At 66.8% G+C, this 16000-nt stretch carries 13 protein-coding genes and 1 tRNA gene; 5 read left to right on the top strand and 9 right to left on the bottom strand.

All coding sequences use genetic code 11. The features are described 5' to 3' along the window. Positions 1–25 precede the first annotated feature (25 nt). Positions 26–2764, top strand: a complete 2739-nt coding sequence (locus ABE423_RS10525) for a TonB-dependent receptor (protein WP_182267310.1) — start codon at positions 26–28, stop codon at positions 2762–2764. Between the two features lie 590 nt (positions 2765–3354). Here the strand turns inward: ABE423_RS10525 and ychF are convergent. The 9 genes from ychF to ABE423_RS10480 all read right to left on the bottom strand — a co-directional run bounded on the left by ychF (position 3355) and on the right by ABE423_RS10480 (position 10917). Then, complete coding sequence (gene ychF, locus ABE423_RS10520; RefSeq protein ID WP_049422893.1) at positions 3355–4446, bottom strand: redox-regulated ATPase YchF; 1092 nt, start codon at positions 4444–4446, stop codon at positions 3355–3357. 98 nt (positions 4447–4544) lie between these two features. Beyond that, the gene (locus tag ABE423_RS10515) at positions 4545–5126 is read right to left on the bottom strand and encodes a DUF4375 domain-containing protein (protein WP_232528226.1); all 582 of its coding nucleotides are present in this window, start codon (positions 5124–5126) and stop codon (positions 4545–4547) included. Positions 5127–5167: 41 nt separating this feature from the next. Continuing rightward, entirely contained in the window at positions 5168–5746 is a 579-nt protein-coding gene (gene pth, locus ABE423_RS10510; protein ID WP_019338143.1) for an aminoacyl-tRNA hydrolase, read from the bottom strand. 48 nt (positions 5747–5794) lie between these two features. After that, entirely contained in the window at positions 5795–6412 is a 618-nt protein-coding gene (locus ABE423_RS10505; protein WP_014036085.1) for a 50S ribosomal protein L25/general stress protein Ctc, read from the bottom strand. A gap of 110 nt (positions 6413–6522) precedes the next feature. Beyond that, positions 6523–7482: a ribose-phosphate diphosphokinase gene (locus ABE423_RS10500; RefSeq protein WP_005415400.1), complete on the bottom strand. Its 960-nt coding sequence runs from the start codon at positions 7480–7482 to the stop codon at positions 6523–6525. Between the two features lie 139 nt (positions 7483–7621). After that, a tRNA-Gln gene (locus tag ABE423_RS10495) sits at positions 7622–7698 on the bottom strand. Positions 7699–7709: 11 nt separating this feature from the next. Further along, on the bottom strand, positions 7710–8579 hold the full coding sequence (gene ispE / locus ABE423_RS10490; protein WP_180838368.1) for a 4-(cytidine 5'-diphospho)-2-C-methyl-D-erythritol kinase: 870 nt from the start codon (positions 8577–8579) through the stop codon (positions 7710–7712). Beyond that, complete coding sequence (lolB, locus tag ABE423_RS10485) at positions 8576–9235, bottom strand: lipoprotein insertase outer membrane protein LolB (protein WP_125895165.1); 660 nt, start codon at positions 9233–9235, stop codon at positions 8576–8578. Before lolB ends, ispE begins: the two co-directional genes overlap by 4 nt. Then, a complete protein-coding gene (locus ABE423_RS10480; protein WP_180838369.1) occupies positions 9232–10917 on the bottom strand; it encodes a tetratricopeptide repeat protein in 1686 nt (561 codons plus the stop codon). Before ABE423_RS10480 ends, lolB begins: the two co-directional genes overlap by 4 nt. Positions 10918–10980: 63 nt before the next feature. Here ABE423_RS10480 and hemA point away from each other — a divergent pair, with 63 nt between their 5' ends. From hemA to ppk2, 4 genes are read left to right on the top strand one after another with little or no spacing between them, the layout of a single operon-like run. Next, positions 10981–12264, top strand: a complete 1284-nt coding sequence (hemA, locus tag ABE423_RS10475) for a glutamyl-tRNA reductase (protein WP_010481752.1) — start codon at positions 10981–10983, stop codon at positions 12262–12264. Further along, a complete protein-coding gene (gene prfA / locus ABE423_RS10470; protein WP_010481754.1) occupies positions 12242–13324 on the top strand; it encodes a peptide chain release factor 1 in 1083 nt (360 codons plus the stop codon). The genes hemA and prfA overlap by 23 nt, the downstream gene beginning before the upstream one ends. 5 nt (positions 13325–13329) lie before the next feature. Further along, positions 13330–15036: a tetratricopeptide repeat protein gene (locus tag ABE423_RS10465; RefSeq protein ID WP_346485981.1), complete on the top strand. Its 1707-nt coding sequence runs from the start codon at positions 13330–13332 to the stop codon at positions 15034–15036. 46 nt (positions 15037–15082) lie between these two features. Continuing rightward, positions 15083–15865, top strand: a complete 783-nt coding sequence (gene ppk2 / locus ABE423_RS10460) for a polyphosphate kinase 2 (protein WP_024957330.1) — start codon at positions 15083–15085, stop codon at positions 15863–15865. Positions 15866–16000 lie beyond the last annotated feature (135 nt).

Genomic DNA, 16000 nt, shown 5'->3' with positions numbered 1-16000 from the left:
CCGGCTTCATTTCCGAGAATTCCTCATGCGTAGAAAGGCGATGGCGTGGTCGATCCAGCTGGCGTTGATGGGCGTGGCTGCTTCCGCGGCGGCCCAGGCACCGGCCTCCTCTTCGGTTCAACAACTGGATGCGGTGCAGGTCACCGGTTCGCGCATTCCGCGCGCCCAGGTGGAAGGCCCCGCCCCGATCACGGTGATCAGCGCCGAGCAGATCCGCTCCAGCGGCTTCACCAGCGTGCCCGACGTGCTGCGCTCGATGACCCAGAACGGCGGTGAGACGCAGAGCCAGCAGTCGTCCAGCGGCGCCGACTTCTCGCCGGGCGCCCAGCAGGTGGACCTGCGCGGGCTGGGCCCGAACCACACGCTGGTGCTGGTCAATGGCCGCCGCATCGCCGACTTCCCGATGCCGTTCAAGGGCCGCAGCAACTTCACCGATGTCTCCAACATTCCGCTGGGCATGATCGAGCGCATCGAAGTGCTGACCGGCAGTGCCTCGGCCATCTACGGTTCGGACGCGATCGCCGGCGTGGTCAACTTCATCCTGAAGAAGAAGGCCGACGGCACCACCGTCGACATGCGCATGGGCACCACCAGCGAAGGCGGTGGCGAGTCGTTCGACATGAGCCTGGCCAGTGGCTTCAGCCGTGGCAACTTCAACGCCGTGTACAGCGTTGAACTGCAGTCGCAGACCCCGCTGTGGGCGTACGAGCGCGATATCCAGGATTCGACCCAGGACGGCCCCACCGAGGGCTCACGCATCGCACGCCGCGCTTACCTGCGCACGGACTACAACGACGACTACCTGGATCCGGGCGCGGCCACCTGCGAAGCGCTGGCCGGGCAGAACCAGGGCAGCACCTACCGCGCCTACCGCCCGCGCTACGGTTACTACTGCGGCAGCGACAGCTCGATCGGCTACGGCACCATCCTCAGCAAGCGCCGCGGCGCCAATGGCTACGCCTCGCTGAGCTACGACTTCGACAACGGCCAGCAGTGGTTCGCCGATGTGCAGCTGGGCTACCACACGATGTCGCTGATGCGAGACGTCACCAAGTGGGGCCGCATGGACGCCAACGGCGATGAGTCGGGCTATTTCAACAACCAGGCCACCGGCGAGATCGAGTTCTGGCAGCGCCAGTTCTCGCCCGAGGAGATGGGTGGCCTGCGCAATGCAATGGTGCGCAGCACGCAGAAGACCTTCAGCGTGACCACCGGCTTCAAGGGCAACCTGGCCGGCAACTGGGACTACGAAGCGGCCCTGAGCCATTCGCAGTACCAGTCGCGGATCAGCTGGGCACAGATCATCGCCGCCAAAGCCAATGACCTGTTCCTGGGCCCGCAGCTGGGCGTGGACGACGACGGCTTCCCGATCTACAACGCCGACCCGTCGCGTCTGTACCGGCCGCTGACTCGCGCCGAGTACGATTCGATCGCGGCGCGCACCACCTACACCCCGAAGTCGCGCACCGAGACGGCTGCGTTCACGCTGACCAATTCCGCGCTGTTCGGCCTGCCGGGCGGTGATGCCGGCTTCGCCGCGACCGTGGAAGTGGGCCAGCAGGCGTACTCGCTGAACCCCGATCCGCTGGCGACCGAGTACTACTACTACAGCTGGAAGGATTCGGACGGCAAGGGCTCGCGCAACCGCTGGGCGACCGCTGCGGAGCTGCGCATGCCGCTGCACGAGACGGTCAACCTGAGCGTGGCCGGCCGCTACGACCAGTACCGCTATTCCGGCCACACCATCGGCAAGGCGACCTGGAGCGGTGGTCTGGAATGGCGCCCGATCGACACGCTGCTGGTCCGCGGTTCATACGGCACCGCGTTCCGTGCGCCGGACCTCCACTACGTGTTCGCCGGCCCGGGCAACGACGAGACCAGCGCAGTGGACCTGTACAGCTGCCGCGCCGACGATGCCGCCGACTGTTCCGACTACGAGCACAACCTGATCCGCAGCCGCACCGGCAACCGCCAGCTCGACCCGGAAACCAGCACCTCGTGGAGTGCCGGCTTCGTCTGGTCGCCGGCGATCGGCCTGGACCTGTCGGTGGACTGGTTCGACATCGACATGCGCAAGCAGGTGCAGGACATGGACGTGCGCACGATCCTGGCCAGCGAAGCGAACTGCCGCCTCGGCAGTGCCGACATCAACTCGCCGACCTGCGTGGACGCGCTCGACCGCATCACCCGCACCAGTGATGGCCGCCTGTACGGCGTGCGTGTCGCCCCGATCAACGTCGCCCGCGAATCGACCTCCGGCATCGACATTGGCCTGCGCTACCGCCTGCAGACCGGCATCGGCGACTTCATCCTCAACGGCACCCACACCTGGGTGAAGAAGCACGATTTCCAGCGCTACCCCGGTGATCCGATCCAGGACCAGTTCGCGGTCAACAGCAACTTCGACATCCCGCGTACCAAGACCAGCCTGAGCGTGACCTGGGAGAAGGACGCGTGGTCGGCCACGGTCTATGGTTCGCGCCTGGGCAAGCTGCCGACCTCGGACAGCTACGACCAGGTATTCAAGTGGGACAGCGGTGACAGCCCGTACATCAAGGCAACCTACCGCTACAACGCGTCGCTGCAGTACCGCTTCGACGACCACTCGCGCCTGTCGCTGTCGGTGGTCAACGTGTTCAACAAGATGCCGCCGAAGGACGCCACGTACACCGCGTATCCGTACTACGACGTGTCCTGGTTCGACAGCGTCGGCCGCACCATCAACCTGCAGTACACCCACAAGTTCGGTGGCAGCGCGCTGTAAGGCACGCCGCATTGCAGAACGTGGACGACAGGGCCCGCCATTGGCGGGCCTTGTTGTTTGGGAACCTGGCTCTGGTAGATGCCCACCTTGGTGGGCACTGATCTGCCACGCGCCCACCAAGGTGGGCGACTACCAGAGCGGGCCACGCGGGTTTTCCACACCGCGCGTGGAAAGCGATGGGAACTTGGTGTGGACAAGTGGCCGCGAGGCTTGCAGTGCGGGCGTTTCCGGACGTGGTGATTTTTTGTCCATGCCCTTCGATTGTTTTCCACACCGGACGTGGAGAGCGATGGGAACTTGGTGTGGACAAGTGGGCGCGAGCATTGCAGCGCAGGCGTTTCGAAACGTGGTGAAATTCTGTCCACGGTCCGACTGCACTGATCGGGGTCGGAGCCCTTTCCCGTGGAAAGGGATCCGCCCCCACGGTTTTCCACATCCGACGTGGAAAGCGATGGGAGTTTGCTGTGGACAAGTGCCGGCAAACGTCGCACCGCAAGCGTTTCGCAGCCTGGTGCTTTTTTGTCCATCACCAGAAACGCGAACGCCCCGCACAAGGCGGGGCGTCCCGGGGTCGATCCGTTGCTGCTGGATCAGACGTTGAAGCGGAAGTGCAGCACGTCGCCTTCCTGCACGCGGTATTCCTTTCCTTCCAGGCGCAGGCGACCGGCTTCCTTGGCGCCGGCTTCGCCCTTGTACTTGATGAAGTCGTCATACGCGATGGTTTCGGCGCGGATGAAGCCCTTCTCGAAGTCGGTGTGGATGACCGCGGCGGCCTGCGGGGCGGTGGCGCCCTTGCGCACGGTCCACGCACGGACTTCCTTCACGCCGGCGGTGAAGTAGGTCTGCAGGCCGAGCAGGCTGTAGGCCGCGTTGATCACGCGGTTCAGGCCCGGCTCGCTCAGGCCCAGATCGGCCAGGAAGGTATCGCGGTCTTCGTCATCGAGCTGGGACAGCTCCTCTTCGATCGCGGCCGACACCGGCACCACCTGCGCGCCTTCGGCGGCAGCATGCGCACGCACGGCTTCCAGGTGCGGGTTGTTGTCGAAACCGTCTTCCAGCACGTTGGCGATGTACATCACCGGCTTCAGGGTCAGCAGGAACAGATCGCGCACCAGCGCCTTCTCTTCCTCATCCAGGCCCACCGAACGGCCGGACTTGCCGTCGGACAACGCAGCCTGCAGCTTGGCCAGCACCGGCTTGCGCGCCGCGGCGTCCTTGTCACCCCCCTTGGCCGCACGCTCGGCACGGTTCAGCGCCTTCTCGACGCTGTCCAGGTCGGCCAGCGCCAGCTCGGTATCGATGGTTTCGATGTCCGAGATCGGGTCGACCTTGTTGTTGACGTGGATGACGTCGGCGTTCTCGAAGCAGCGCACCACGTGGGTGATCGCATCGACTTCGCGGATGTGCGCCAGGAACTTGTTGCCCAGGCCTTCACCGCTGGCGGCACCGGCCACCAGGCCGGCGATGTCGACGAATTCGACTGCGGTCGGGATGACCTTCTGTGGGTTGATGATCGCTGCCAGCTCGTTCAGGCGCGGATCCGGCACCGGCACGATGCCGACGTTCGGTTCGATGGTGCAGAACGGGAAGTTCGCCGCGGCGATACCCGCCTTGGTCAGCGCATTGAACAGGGTCGACTTGCCGACGTTGGGCAGGCCGACGATGCCGCATTTGATACCCATGGGTTGAATCCGGGTTTGAGTGTAAGTGGATGATTCGGGATTCAAGGCTCGCCTGCGGGCATGCCTTCAATCCCCAATCGTCCTTCCAGTAGCCCGCGCTAGAACGCGGCGTACAACCTGTGACGTTCTGCGTACGCTTTCAGCAGTTCTTCAAGCTGGCCCTCGTCGACCAGTGCATAGAATCGCCCATCCAGCGCATCAAGTGCTGTTTCGACTTCATCGTCGAGCCACCCGTCAGCACGATAGATCTGCAGGCGTCTTTGCGCATGATGATCTTCCATGGCCTCATTGCCAAACAGTAGCTGCTGGGCAGCGAGCACGATGTCTCGCACGCCAAGCTGCTGCATCTCCCCAAGCCCTGCAAGCGCTTCAGCAATGTAAGCGCCAGCAGAATTGAGGAAATAGGCATCAAGCCCTCCACGATAGACATCATTGATGAGCGCGTTGATCGCAAAGTAACGCTGATCCTGCACTGACAATCCGGCAAATCCACAACCGTTCCCGTGGACCTGTTCGATCAACCAATGCCAATGCCGCCCCTCTGCGGATTCTCCGAAGCGCTTCCGCTCTTCGCGAATCTCCCGATCCCGCGTTCTCGCCATTTCCATGCTTTGCCGCGTTCCATTCCGGCACGGCATGCAGAGCCCATTGTTCCGGGCCGCCGTCGCCAGCAGGATCATGGCGCCACACACGGTGCAGGGAGTACGCGGGTCGGTCATGGTCAGCGCGGGGTGTGCAGCCGCTTCATCGCTTCGCTGAAATCGCCCTGCACCGCCAGCGGCAGCACGTCGATCGCATCATCGATGGCGCGCGAAATCAGTACTTCATCGTCCTTGGAAGGGCGTCCCAGCACCCAACCCACCACGCGGTCCTTATGGCCGGGATGGCCGATACCCACGCGCAGGCGATGGAACTTGCCGTGGCCGAGCAGGCGGATGGTGTCGCGCAGGCCGTTCTGGCCACCGTGGCCACCGTCGAACTTCAGCCGCGCCACGCCGGGCGCCAGGTCCAGTTCGTCGTGGGCCAGCAGGGTTTCTTCCGGCTCGATCTTCCAGAACCGCTGTGCGGCGGTGACCGACTTGCCGCTGAGGTTCATGAAGGTGGCGGGCTTGAGCAGCCACACCGTCTGCCCGGCGATCTCGACCTTGGCGGTCTCACCGAACAGCTTGCTGTCCACATTCCATCGTGCACCGGCTTTTTCCGCCAGGGCCTCAACGAAATGAAACCCGGCATTGTGCCGGGTCCGGGCGTGTTCCGATCCGGGGTTGCCCAGACCGACGATCAGTCGCAGTCCTGCCATGGTTCCTTCCAATACGGTGCCTGCCCGGAGGCAGGCACCGTAGCGGTATTACTCGGCGGCAGCCGCTTCTTCGTCAGCCGCGTCGGCCTTGCCGGCCTTGGCGGTGACGATGGCGTCGTCGTGGTCCTTGCCCAGCGCCAGGGCCGGGATTTCCACGCCCTTCGGCAGCTTGATGTTGGACAGGTACACCACGTCACCGGCCTTCAGCTCTCCCAGGTCGACTTCGATCGACTCCGGCAGGTCCTTCGGCAGGCAGGTGATGGTCACTTCCTTCAGTTCGTGGGTGACCACGACGTCGGCAGCCTTGCCGGCCGGCGAGGTGTCTTCGTTGATGAAGTGCAGCGGGACCGAAGCGGTCAGGGCTTCGTTCTCGTTCACGCGCTGGAAGTCCAGATGCATGATCAGCTGCTTGTACGGATGGCGCTGCATGTCACGCAGCAGGACCTTCTGCACCTGGCCGTCCAGGTTCAGGTCCAGGATCGAGGCATAGAACCACTCGTTCTGCTGGGCCAGCCAGATTTCGTTGTGGTCCAGGCTGATGGCGACCGGCTCGGCGTTGCCGCCGTACACGATGGCCGGGATCACACCAGCGTGACGCAGGCGGCGGCTCGCACCCTTACGCTGCAGTTCACGCTTGGTGACCTTGATTTCATGGGTCTTCGACATTTTCGACTACTCAGGTTGTTGCCGCGCCTTGCGGCGTGGCGGTTGAAGATGCTTCCGCGACCAGAAGCACCCGGGGTATGTCCCCGCCGTTGCCGGCAGGGACGAAAAACTCAGTCGACGTACAGCGAGCTGACCGACTCGCCGAAGGCGATGCGGCGCATCGTTTCGGCCAGCATTTCCGCCACGCTCAGCTGGCGGATCTTGCTGCACACCCGCGCGGCGTCCTTCAGCGGGATGGTGTCGGTCACCACCAGCTCGTCGAGCTGGGAATTGGTGATGTTGTCCACCGCCGGGCCCGACAGCACCGCGTGGGTGCAGTAGGCGGCGACCTTGAGCGCACCGCGCGCCTTCAGGGCAGCGGCAGCGGCGCACAGGGTGCCGGCGGTATCGACGATGTCATCGACCATCACGCAGGTCTTGCCTTCGACGTCACCGATGATGTTCATCACGGTGGAGACGTTGGCGCGCGGGCGGCGCTTGTCGATGATCGCCAGATCGGCGTCATCCAGGCGCTTGGCGACCGCACGGGCGCGGACCACGCCGCCCACGTCCGGCGACACAACGATCAGGTTCTCGGTGCCGTAGGCGCGCCAGATGTCGGCCAGCAGCAGCGGGGACGCATACACGTTGTCCACCGGAATATCGAAGAAGCCCTGGATCTGGTCGGCGTGCAGGTCGACGGTCAGCACGCGATCAGCGCCAGCGGTGCTGAACATCTTCGCCGCCAGCTTGGCGGTGATCGGCACGCGCGAGGAACGCATGCGGCGATCCTGGCGCGAGTAGCCGAAGTACGGCACCACGGCGGTCACGCTGGCCACCGATGCGCGCTTGAGCGCGTCGATCAGCACCAGCAGTTCCATCAGGTTTTCCGCGCTCGGCGCGCAGGTCGGCTGGATCACGAACACGTCCTGCTTGCGGACGTTCTCTTCGATTTCCACCTGCACTTCACCATCGGAGAAGTGCGAGACCAACGCCTTGCCCGGGCGAACCCCCAGTTCCTTGCAGATGTTCTGCGCCAGACGTTTGTTGGCGTTGCCGGAAAAGACCAGCAGGTTCGGGGACTCTTGCATCATGATTGTCTCGGGCGGGGACGAGTGGCGGGGATCCGGAGTCGGCAAGGACCCGATGGACCCTTGCTGCTGACAACACCGCGGTTGTTTCCACGTCCCGCGCAGGCGATGCGCTGGAAGGCGCGGACACAGCCGCTATTGGCAGGGGCGGTAGGATTCGAACCTACGAATGCCAGGATCAAAACCTGGTGCCTTGGGCCTCTTGGCGACGCCCCTGCATTGATAAATCAGTGTTGCTCGAGTGCATCCAGCAGTGGCGAACGCGCAACGCCCGCTGCCACCCTTGCCCGCAACTCCTTCGGCAACTTCGACCGTCCCTGCTCTGCGGCAGACTGCGATGCGAACTCGACGAAACAACCACTTCCCGAACCGGTCAGCCGCGCCGTGCCGATGTCGCTCAACGCTGCGAACGCTGCCTCGACGGCAGGCTCACGGCGGCGCAGCACCGGTTCGAACGCGTTCCCGACCAGGGTTCCGGAAGCGAAGTCCTCTATTTTCGCCACTGGGCTGTCGCGCGTCAAATCCGGGTCTGCGAACAGGGCCGGGGTGGGAACATGAACGCCCGGTTCAACCACCACATACCAGGCCGGTTCCAGCGCGATCGGCTGCAGGCGCTCGCCCACCCCTTCGGCCCAGGCATTGCGCCCGCGCACGAACACCGGCACGTCCGCCCCCAGGCGCAGGCCCAGCGCGGCAAGCGCGCCCTCGTCCAGACCGGCCCGCCACAGGCGGTTCAGCACCACCAGCACGGTGGCGGCATCGGACGAACCGCCGCCGAAGCCACCACCGGCAGATACATGCTTTTCAACGATGATGTCCGCACCTTGCGCGACATTTGCCACTTCTTTGAGCAATCGCGCGGCACGCACCGCCAGATCATCGGCCTCGGCCACGCCAGCCAGCCCCTCGCCCTGCCGGCGCACCTGGCCGTCTTCACGCAGGCGCAGGCCGATGCGGTCGCCCCAGTCCAGCAGACGGAACACGGTCTGCAGCTCGTGGTAACCGTCGGCGCGGCGGCCGGTGATGTGCAGGAACAGGTTCAGCTTGGCCGGGGCCGGCCACCAGGACCAGCCCGCGTCGTCGACTGCCCCGCTCATGGCGCGCCCTGCCCCCACTGGTCCACCAGCAGGCGTACCTTGGCGTCGCCATTGCTGGCTTCGATCCGGCGCGGCAACGCCGGGCGCCCGGCCTCGGCCGGGTACCAGTCCAGGTACTGCACCTGCCAGCCCATCTGCTGCATGCGACGCGGCCGGCCTTCACCATCGCGCTCGACCTTCTCCGGGCCAGCGGCGTCGCCGGCCACCAGGCCACGGATCCACTCCGGCAGCTGGTTGACCGGAATGTCCCAGCCGGTCGCCTCCAGCAGCAGCTGCTGGGCATCCTCGCCATCGCGCGGACCGCCGGCCAGCCCTTCCAGGCGCCCAGCTTCGGAATGGGTATCGCCGGTCAGCTTCCAGCTCTGCCGGGTCACCGGCGCGCTCAATTCGACCACGTAGCGGCGGCCGTCCTGCTTCCAGTCGATGCGGCCACTGCCGCCATCCTTGCCCTTGCTGACCGCGACCCGGCCCTGGAAGGCCCAGTCCGGCTGTGCCTGCAGCGCGGCCACGCGTGCGGCCTCGGCCTGCGCCGCTTCGGCCGAAACGATCTCGACCACCGCCGGCGCCGGGGTCTTCTGCGTGCCCACGCTGGTGCAGGCGCTGACCGCCAGGGTCGCGGCCGCCAACAGCAGCGGCCGGATCAGGAAAACACTCATGGATTGAATTTCTCGCGGGCGCGCAGCAGCGCGCGGTTTTCAGGGTCGAGCTTGGCCGCTTCCTCGAAGAAATGACGGGCCTCATCGTGCTTGCCCAGCACCCACAGCACTTCGCCAACGTGCGAAGCGATCTCCGGGTCCTTGGCCAGGGTCCAGGCCCGGCGCAGTTGCACCAGAGCCTCTTCCTTGCGGCCCAGGCGATACAGCACCCAGCCGTAGCTGTCGACGATGGCGGCGTTGTCCGGTTCGGCCACGCGGGCGCGGTCGATCAGCTCCAGTGCTTCCTGCAGGCGGCCGGTGCGATCGGCCAGGGTGTAACCCAGCGCGTTCAAAGCCGGCACGTTCTCCGGCTCCGTCACCAGGATCTTGCGCAGATCGGCCTCGGCGCGCGGGATGTCGTCGCGGCGTTCCCAGGTGAGCGCTCGGGCGTACAGCAGGCCGTTGTCATCCGGGTAAGCGGCCAGGCCGCGGGCCAGCGCATCCAGTTCACCGGCGCTGTCGTCGGCGCGCTGGCGCAGTTCGGCTTCCAGCAGGTAGGCGTCGCGGCGCACGTCGTCGTCGACCACCGCATCGGACTGGATCGCATGCACTTCGTCCAGCGCCAGCGGCAGACGCCCGGCCAGGGCCTGGGCATTGGCCGCGCGCAGGCGCGCCTCGCTCAGCTCATCGCCACCGGGCACGCTGTGGTACCACTGCACCGCCTCGGGATAACGCTTCAGGTACTCGGCGATCTTGCCCAGCAGCAGGCGCTGCGCCGGGTCCGGCTTGGCCGCCTGCCGCGACAGTTCGTTGTAGAGATTGGACAGCGCGGCCTTGTCGCCCTGCTTGGCCAGCAGCGAGGCCCGCATGCCCCAGGTCTGCACGTCCTGCGGGCCGAACGCCAGCACGCGCTCGGCGGCGGACGGCTGGCCGAGACTGTCATAGGCAATGGCCACCGCATTGCGCAGTTCCGGGTCCTGGCGGGTCTTCGGCTCCACATCGTGCAGCAGCGACAACGCCTTGCCGGTCTCGCCCGCCTGTTGCAGCTGGCTGGCACGCAGCAGCGCCACACGTGGCTCTTCCGGGAAGCGCTTGACCACTTCATCGATCATGCGCCGGGCCAGCTCGGGCTTTTCCATGCGCAGGGCAAGGCGGCCAAACTCCTGCCAGGCTTCGATCTTCGGCGGAATGGCATTGGCGTCGACCAGCTCACCCAGCACCTGCGCGGGCACCGCTGGATCACGGCCGCCACCGATCAGTGCGGCCAGGGCGAACTTCCAGCCGCGCTCGTCGGGGTCGGCCAGCAGGCCCTGCAGTTCGGTGCGGGCAGCCTTCACATCGCCCTGGCGCATGGCCAGCGCACCGGCCGCACTGCGCATGGTCAACGAACGCGGGGCGCGCTGCTGCCACAGGGCCAGGCCCTTGGCGGCGCTGGCATCATCGTTGGCGAGCATGGAAATGCGGGTCGCGCGCTCGGCCAGGCCGGCGTCGCCGTCGGTCTGCTGGGCCGCCTGCAGGTACCAGCGCGCGGCCTCGGCCAGCTTGCCGGCCTGCAGGGCAAATTCCCCGGCCATCACCGGTTCCAGCGCCAGTTGCTCAGTGGCCGCGGCCCGCACGGGGGCCTTGGCCGGCACCGCTGCCAGGGCCTGGCTGCAGGCCAGGGACAGCAGCAGAACACTGGGGATGCGAATCAATGCGGGCATCGTCGGCATCGGGGCCTTAAAATGTCGTCCAATGGCCAGCAGCTTATCGCAAGCAACTGAACAATGACCCTGTGGGTGCTCGGACTGAATCACCAGACCGCACCGGTGGAGCTGCGCGAACGCGCGGCCTTCGCCGGTGAGGCGTTGCCGCGCGCGCTCGGTTCGCTGCGCGATACCCCGCAGATCGCCGAGGCGGTGCTGCTGTCCACCTGCAACCGCACCGAGCTGTACGCCGTGGCCGATTCGGCACAGGCGCTGGACCAGTGGCTGCACACCCAGGCCGGCGACCTGCAGGGCTACCTGTACCAGCACGCCGACGCCGAGGCCGTGCGCCACCTGTTCCGGGTCGCCACCGGGCTGGACTCGATGGTGCTGGGTGAACCGCAGATCCTCGGCCAGGTGAAGGATGCCTGGTCGACCGCGCGCGACCATGGCCTGCTCGGCCAACGCCTGGACCGCCTGTTCCAGCAGACCTTCTCGGTGGCCAAGCGTGCGCGCACCGATACCCAGGTCGGCGCCAACCCGGTATCGGTGGCGTCGGCGGCGGTGCGCCTGGCGCAGAACGCGTTCGCGCGGCTGGACGATTCCACCGTACTGCTGGTCGGTGCCGGCGAGACCATCGAACTGGCTGCACGGCACCTGAGCGAAGGCAAGGTACGCCGGCTGCTGATCGCCAACCGCACCCTCGCCCACGCGCAGGAACTGGCCAGCCGACATGGTGGCGTGGCGCTGCCGCTGACCGAACTGGACCGCCACCTGGGTGAGGCCGACGTGGTGTTCTCGGCCACCGCTGCGCGCGAACCGGTGATCCATCGCGAAATGGTGGCCAAGGCCCTGCGCGCGCGCCGGCACAAGCCGATGCTGCTGTTCGACCTGGCCGTACCGCGCGACATCGAGGCCGAGGTCGGCACGCTCAACGATGCCTTCCTCTACACCGTAGACGATCTCGAACGCGCGGTGGAAGACAACCGCCGTGGCCGCCGCGAGGCCGCCGCCGAAGCCGAGGCGATCATCGACCTGCAGGTGTCGCGCTTCGTCGAGACCCAGCAGGCCAGCGCCCATCAGGCGCCGCTGCGGCAGCTGCGCGCGTTCGGCGAAGCCACCCGTGCCGAGCTGCTGGAGCGCGCACGCCAGCAACTGGCCAACGGCAAGCCGGCCGACGAAGTGCTGGAGCTGCTTGCCCACGGCCTGACCAACCGCCTGCTGCATCCGCCGACCGCCGCCCTGCGTGCGGCCGCGCTGAGTGGCGATGCCGACCTGACCCGCGCCGCCGAGCGCCTGTTCCCGGCCACGCCGGGTTACCGCCACCCACCCGTGAGACCCGATGACGCCGACCCTGCGCCGTAAGCTGGAAGCGCTGGCCGAGCGCCGCGAAGAACTGGAACGCCTGCTCGCCGAACCCGATGTGGTCGCCGACAACACTCGTTTCCGCGACCTTTCGCGCGAATTCGCCCAACTTGAACCGATCGCCATCGCCCTGGCCGATGAAGCCCGTGCCAAGGCCGATCTGGCCGCCGCCGAAGGCATGCGCGCCGACCCGGACCTGCGCGAGCTGGCCGATGAGGAAATCGCTGCTGCACAGGCGCGCCTGCAGGAACTGGAGCAGGAGCTGGCGCTGCTGCTGGTGCCGCGCGACCCGCGTGACGAAGGCAACCTGTTCCTGGAAGTGCGCGCGGGTACCGGCGGCGACGAGGCCGCGATCTTTGCCGGCGACCTGTTCCGCATGTACGCCCGCTACGCCGAGCGCCAGGGCTGGAAGGTCGAGATCGAATCGGACAGCCCGGGCGAGCATGGCGGCTACAAGGAAGTGGTGGCGCGCGTGGTCGGGCGTGGCGCGTTCTCGCGCCTGAAGTTCGAATCGGGCACGCACCGCGTGCAGCGCGTGCCGGCCACCGAATCGCAGGGCCGCATCCATACCTCGGCGGCCACCGTGGCGATCATTCCCGAGGCCGATGAGGTCGATGACATCGTCATCAACCCGGCCGACCTGAAGGTGGATACGTTCCGTTCGTCCGGTGCCGGCGGCCAGCACGTCAACAAGACCGAATCGGCCATCCGCATCACCCACGTGCCGACCGGCGTGGTGGTGGAATGCCAGACCGAGCGCAGCCAGCACGCCAACCGCGACAAGGCGATGAAGCGCCTGAAGGCACAGCTGCTCGATGCCGAGCGCCAGCGCCAGGACGCGGCGCAGGCCGAATCGCGGCGCCTGCAGGTGGGCAGCGGTGACCGCAGCCAGCGCATCCGCACCTACAACTTCCCGCAGGGCCGGATCACCGACCACCGCGTGGAAGGCCTGACCCTGTACGACCTGCCCAACGTGCTGGCCGGCGACCTCGACCCGCTGCTGCAGCGGCTCAGCCACGAGCACCAGGTCGACGCCCTGGCCCAGTTGTCGGCGGGCTGAGTCGCATGTCGGCCTGGCAGCAGCGGCAGCACCTGCAACAGGCGATTGCACGCCAGCCGGGCGACTTCGTCGCCTGGGTGATGCTGGCGGACCTGGAACTGGAAGCCGGCGACATCGCCGCCGGCGAGCAGGCCGCGCGCCGTGCACTGCAGCTGCGCCCGAACCACCCTGAAGCGCTGGCGCGGCTGGGCCGCGTGGCCTGGATGGCCGGCGCGCATGCCGATGCGGCGAAACTGCTCGGCCAGGCCTCGGCGTTGGCCCCGCAGCACCCGGGCATTGCCCTGTGGCTGGGCCATGCGCTGGAAGATGCCGATGATGCCGAAGGCGCGGCGGCAGCCTATCGCCGTGCGCATGCACTGATGCCGGGCGAACCCTATATCGCCGCCCAGCGCCTGGCCTGGCAGCGTCGCCTGTGCGACTGGCAGGACGTGGACGCGCTGGCGGCACAGGTACGTGGTGCACTTGCCTCTGGGCAGGGCGTGGTCGAACCGTTCGCGTTCCTCAGCGAAGATGCCAGCGCAGCCGAGCAGTTGGCCTGCGCGCGTGCCCGTGCATCCGCCGTTGCCACTTCAGTGCGGCCGTTGCCGCCAGTGAAGGTGCGTTCCCAGGGCCCGCTGCGGGTCGGCTTCCTTTCCAATGGTTTCGGCGCCCATCCCACCGGATTGTTGACCGTGGCCCTGTTCGAGCAGTTGCGTCGTGACCCGGCGTTGCAGCTGCACCTGTTCGCGTTGAACCACGATGACGGCAGCCGCATCCGCCAGCGCCTGCAGGTGGCCACGCAGCTGCATGATGTGGCCGCGCTGCGCCATGCAGACACTGCTGCACGCATCCGCGCACAGGGCATCGACCTGCTGTTCGACCTGCGCGGCTGGGGCGGCGGCGGTACGCCGGAAGTGCTGGCGATGCGCCCTGCCCCGCTGCAGTTGAACTGGCTGGCCTATCCCGGCACGTCCGGTGCGCCGTGGATGGATGCGGTGATCGGCGACAGCTTCGTTCTGCCGCCGTCACTGGAACCCCACTACAGCGAGCGCGTACTGCGCCTGCCGCGTGCGTTCCAGCCCTCGGACAACACCCGCTTGCTCGAACCGGCACCGTCCCGGGCCGAGTGCGGCCTGCCCGAACAGGGCGTGGTGTTCTGCTGCTTCAACAACAGCTACAAGCTCAATCCACGCAGCATGGGCCGCGCCTTCGCGGTGCTGCAGGCGGTGCCCGGCAGCGTGCTGTGGCTGCTGTCCGGTCCCGGCCAGGCCGACGGCCGCCTGCGCACCGCCGCGCAGGCTGCCGGCCTGGACCCGGCCCGCCTGGTGTTCATGGCCAAGCTGCCACATCCGCAGTACCTGGCTCGCTATCCGCTGGCCGACCTGTTCCTCGACACGCATCCGTACAACGCACACACCACCGCCTCCGATGCGCTGTGGGCCGGCTGCCCGGTACTGACCTGCCCGGGCGACACCTTCGCCGCGCGCGTGGCCGGCAGCCTCAATCACCATCTGGGGCTGGCACGGATGAATGTCGCCGACGATGCGGCATTCATCGCCACCGCTAGCGTGCTGGGCAACGACCCGGCAGCACTGGCAGCGTTGCACGCCGAGCTGGCGCAGGCACGCGAGCGCAGTGGATTGTTCGACATGGCCAGCTTCGCCCGCGACCTGTCGGCGCTGCTGCAGCGACTGGCCGGCGAGCATGGCTGGCAGGGCCTCGACATCGCCTGAGCGATCCCTGCGCTACGCTCGGGCTCCCTCCCCGCGTGGTGTGATGATGGCCAAGCTCAAGCGCAAGGACTACGACGAATTGCTGCTGCCGCTGCAGCTGGAACTGACCGCGATGGCGCGCTGGGTGCAGCACAGCGGGCAACGCCTGCTGGTGCTGTTCGAAGGCCGAGATACCGCAGGCAAAGGCGGCGCGATCCAGGCCATCAGCCAGCACCTCAACCCGCGTCAATGCCGGGTGGTGGCACTGCCCAAGCCGACCGACCGCGAAGCCACGCAGTGGTATTTCCAGCGCTACGCCTCGCACCTTCCGGCCGCCGGCGAGATCGTGCTGATGGACCGCAGCTGGTACAACCGTGCCGGCGTGGAGCGGGTGATGGGCTACTGCAGCGAAACCGAGTACCAGCAGTTCCTGCATCAGGCGCCGGTATTCGAGCAACTGCTGGTGGACGACGGCATCCTGCTGTTCAAGTACTGGCTGTGCGTGGATCAGGAACAGCAGGAAAAACGCTTCGCCGAGCGCCACCTCGATCCGCTGAAGGGCTGGAAGCTCTCCCCGGTGGACCTGAAATCCCGCAGCAAGTACAGCGCCTACACCGAGGCCCGCGAGGCGATGCTGCGCGCGACGCATCGCGAGGCGGCACCGTGGACGCTGGTGGATTTCAACGACCAGCGGCTGGGTCGGCTGACGCTGGTGCGCAACCTGCTGGACCGGTTGCCGGACACGCGGGTGGATGCACCGTTGCCGGAGCTGCCGAAGCTGAAGGGCAAGCTGCATCGCGAGCACTACGATGTACTGAAGCCGATCGAGGACTTCCCGGTCGAAGATTAGGGTGGGTCGGCAGGGCCTGCGGCCCTGCACCTGCTCAACGCAACGGCAACAGCAACAGCGGCTATCCGCGGGATGGCGGGGCGGTGTGGGTGGGCAGGACACGCCGTAGACCCGTCCATGGGGGCTCGCTGGCGC

Origin of the sequence: Stenotrophomonas sp. TWI1409 (genome assembly GCF_039673015.1) — a bacterium.
Lineage (GTDB): Bacteria > Pseudomonadota > Gammaproteobacteria > Xanthomonadales > Xanthomonadaceae > Stenotrophomonas > Stenotrophomonas maltophilia_A.
Note: the sequence above shows the minus strand (reverse complement) of the source record. Positions and strands in the feature narration are given on the sequence as shown.

Bases quoted from the DNA above. Each gene is read 5' to 3' on its own strand.
- ABE423_RS10465 (WP_346485981.1), top strand. From the start codon at position 13,330: ATGTCGGCCTGGCAGCAGCGGCAGCACCTGCAACAGGCGATTGCACGC.
- ABE423_RS10515 (WP_232528226.1), bottom strand. From the start codon at position 5,126: ATGATCCTGCTGGCGACGGCGGCCCGGAACAATGGGCTCTGCATGCCG.
- ABE423_RS10525 (WP_182267310.1), top strand. From the start codon at position 26: ATGCGTAGAAAGGCGATGGCGTGGTCGATCCAGCTGGCGTTGATGGGC.
- ychF (WP_049422893.1), bottom strand. From the start codon at position 4,446: ATGGGTATCAAATGCGGCATCGTCGGCCTGCCCAACGTCGGCAAGTCG.
- prfA (WP_010481754.1), top strand. From the start codon at position 12,242: ATGACGCCGACCCTGCGCCGTAAGCTGGAAGCGCTGGCCGAGCGCCGC.
- pth (WP_019338143.1), bottom strand. From the start codon at position 5,746: ATGGCAGGACTGCGACTGATCGTCGGTCTGGGCAACCCCGGATCGGAA.
- ABE423_RS10500 (WP_005415400.1), bottom strand. From the start codon at position 7,482: ATGCAAGAGTCCCCGAACCTGCTGGTCTTTTCCGGCAACGCCAACAAA.
- ispE (WP_180838368.1), bottom strand. From the start codon at position 8,579: ATGAGCGGGGCAGTCGACGACGCGGGCTGGTCCTGGTGGCCGGCCCCG.
- lolB (WP_125895165.1), bottom strand. From the start codon at position 9,235: ATGAGTGTTTTCCTGATCCGGCCGCTGCTGTTGGCGGCCGCGACCCTG.
- ABE423_RS10480 (WP_180838369.1), bottom strand. From the start codon at position 10,917: ATGCCCGCATTGATTCGCATCCCCAGTGTTCTGCTGCTGTCCCTGGCC.
- ABE423_RS10505 (WP_014036085.1), bottom strand. From the start codon at position 6,412: ATGTCGAAGACCCATGAAATCAAGGTCACCAAGCGTGAACTGCAGCGT.
- hemA (WP_010481752.1), top strand. From the start codon at position 10,981: ATGACCCTGTGGGTGCTCGGACTGAATCACCAGACCGCACCGGTGGAG.
- ppk2 (WP_024957330.1), top strand. From the start codon at position 15,083: ATGGCCAAGCTCAAGCGCAAGGACTACGACGAATTGCTGCTGCCGCTG.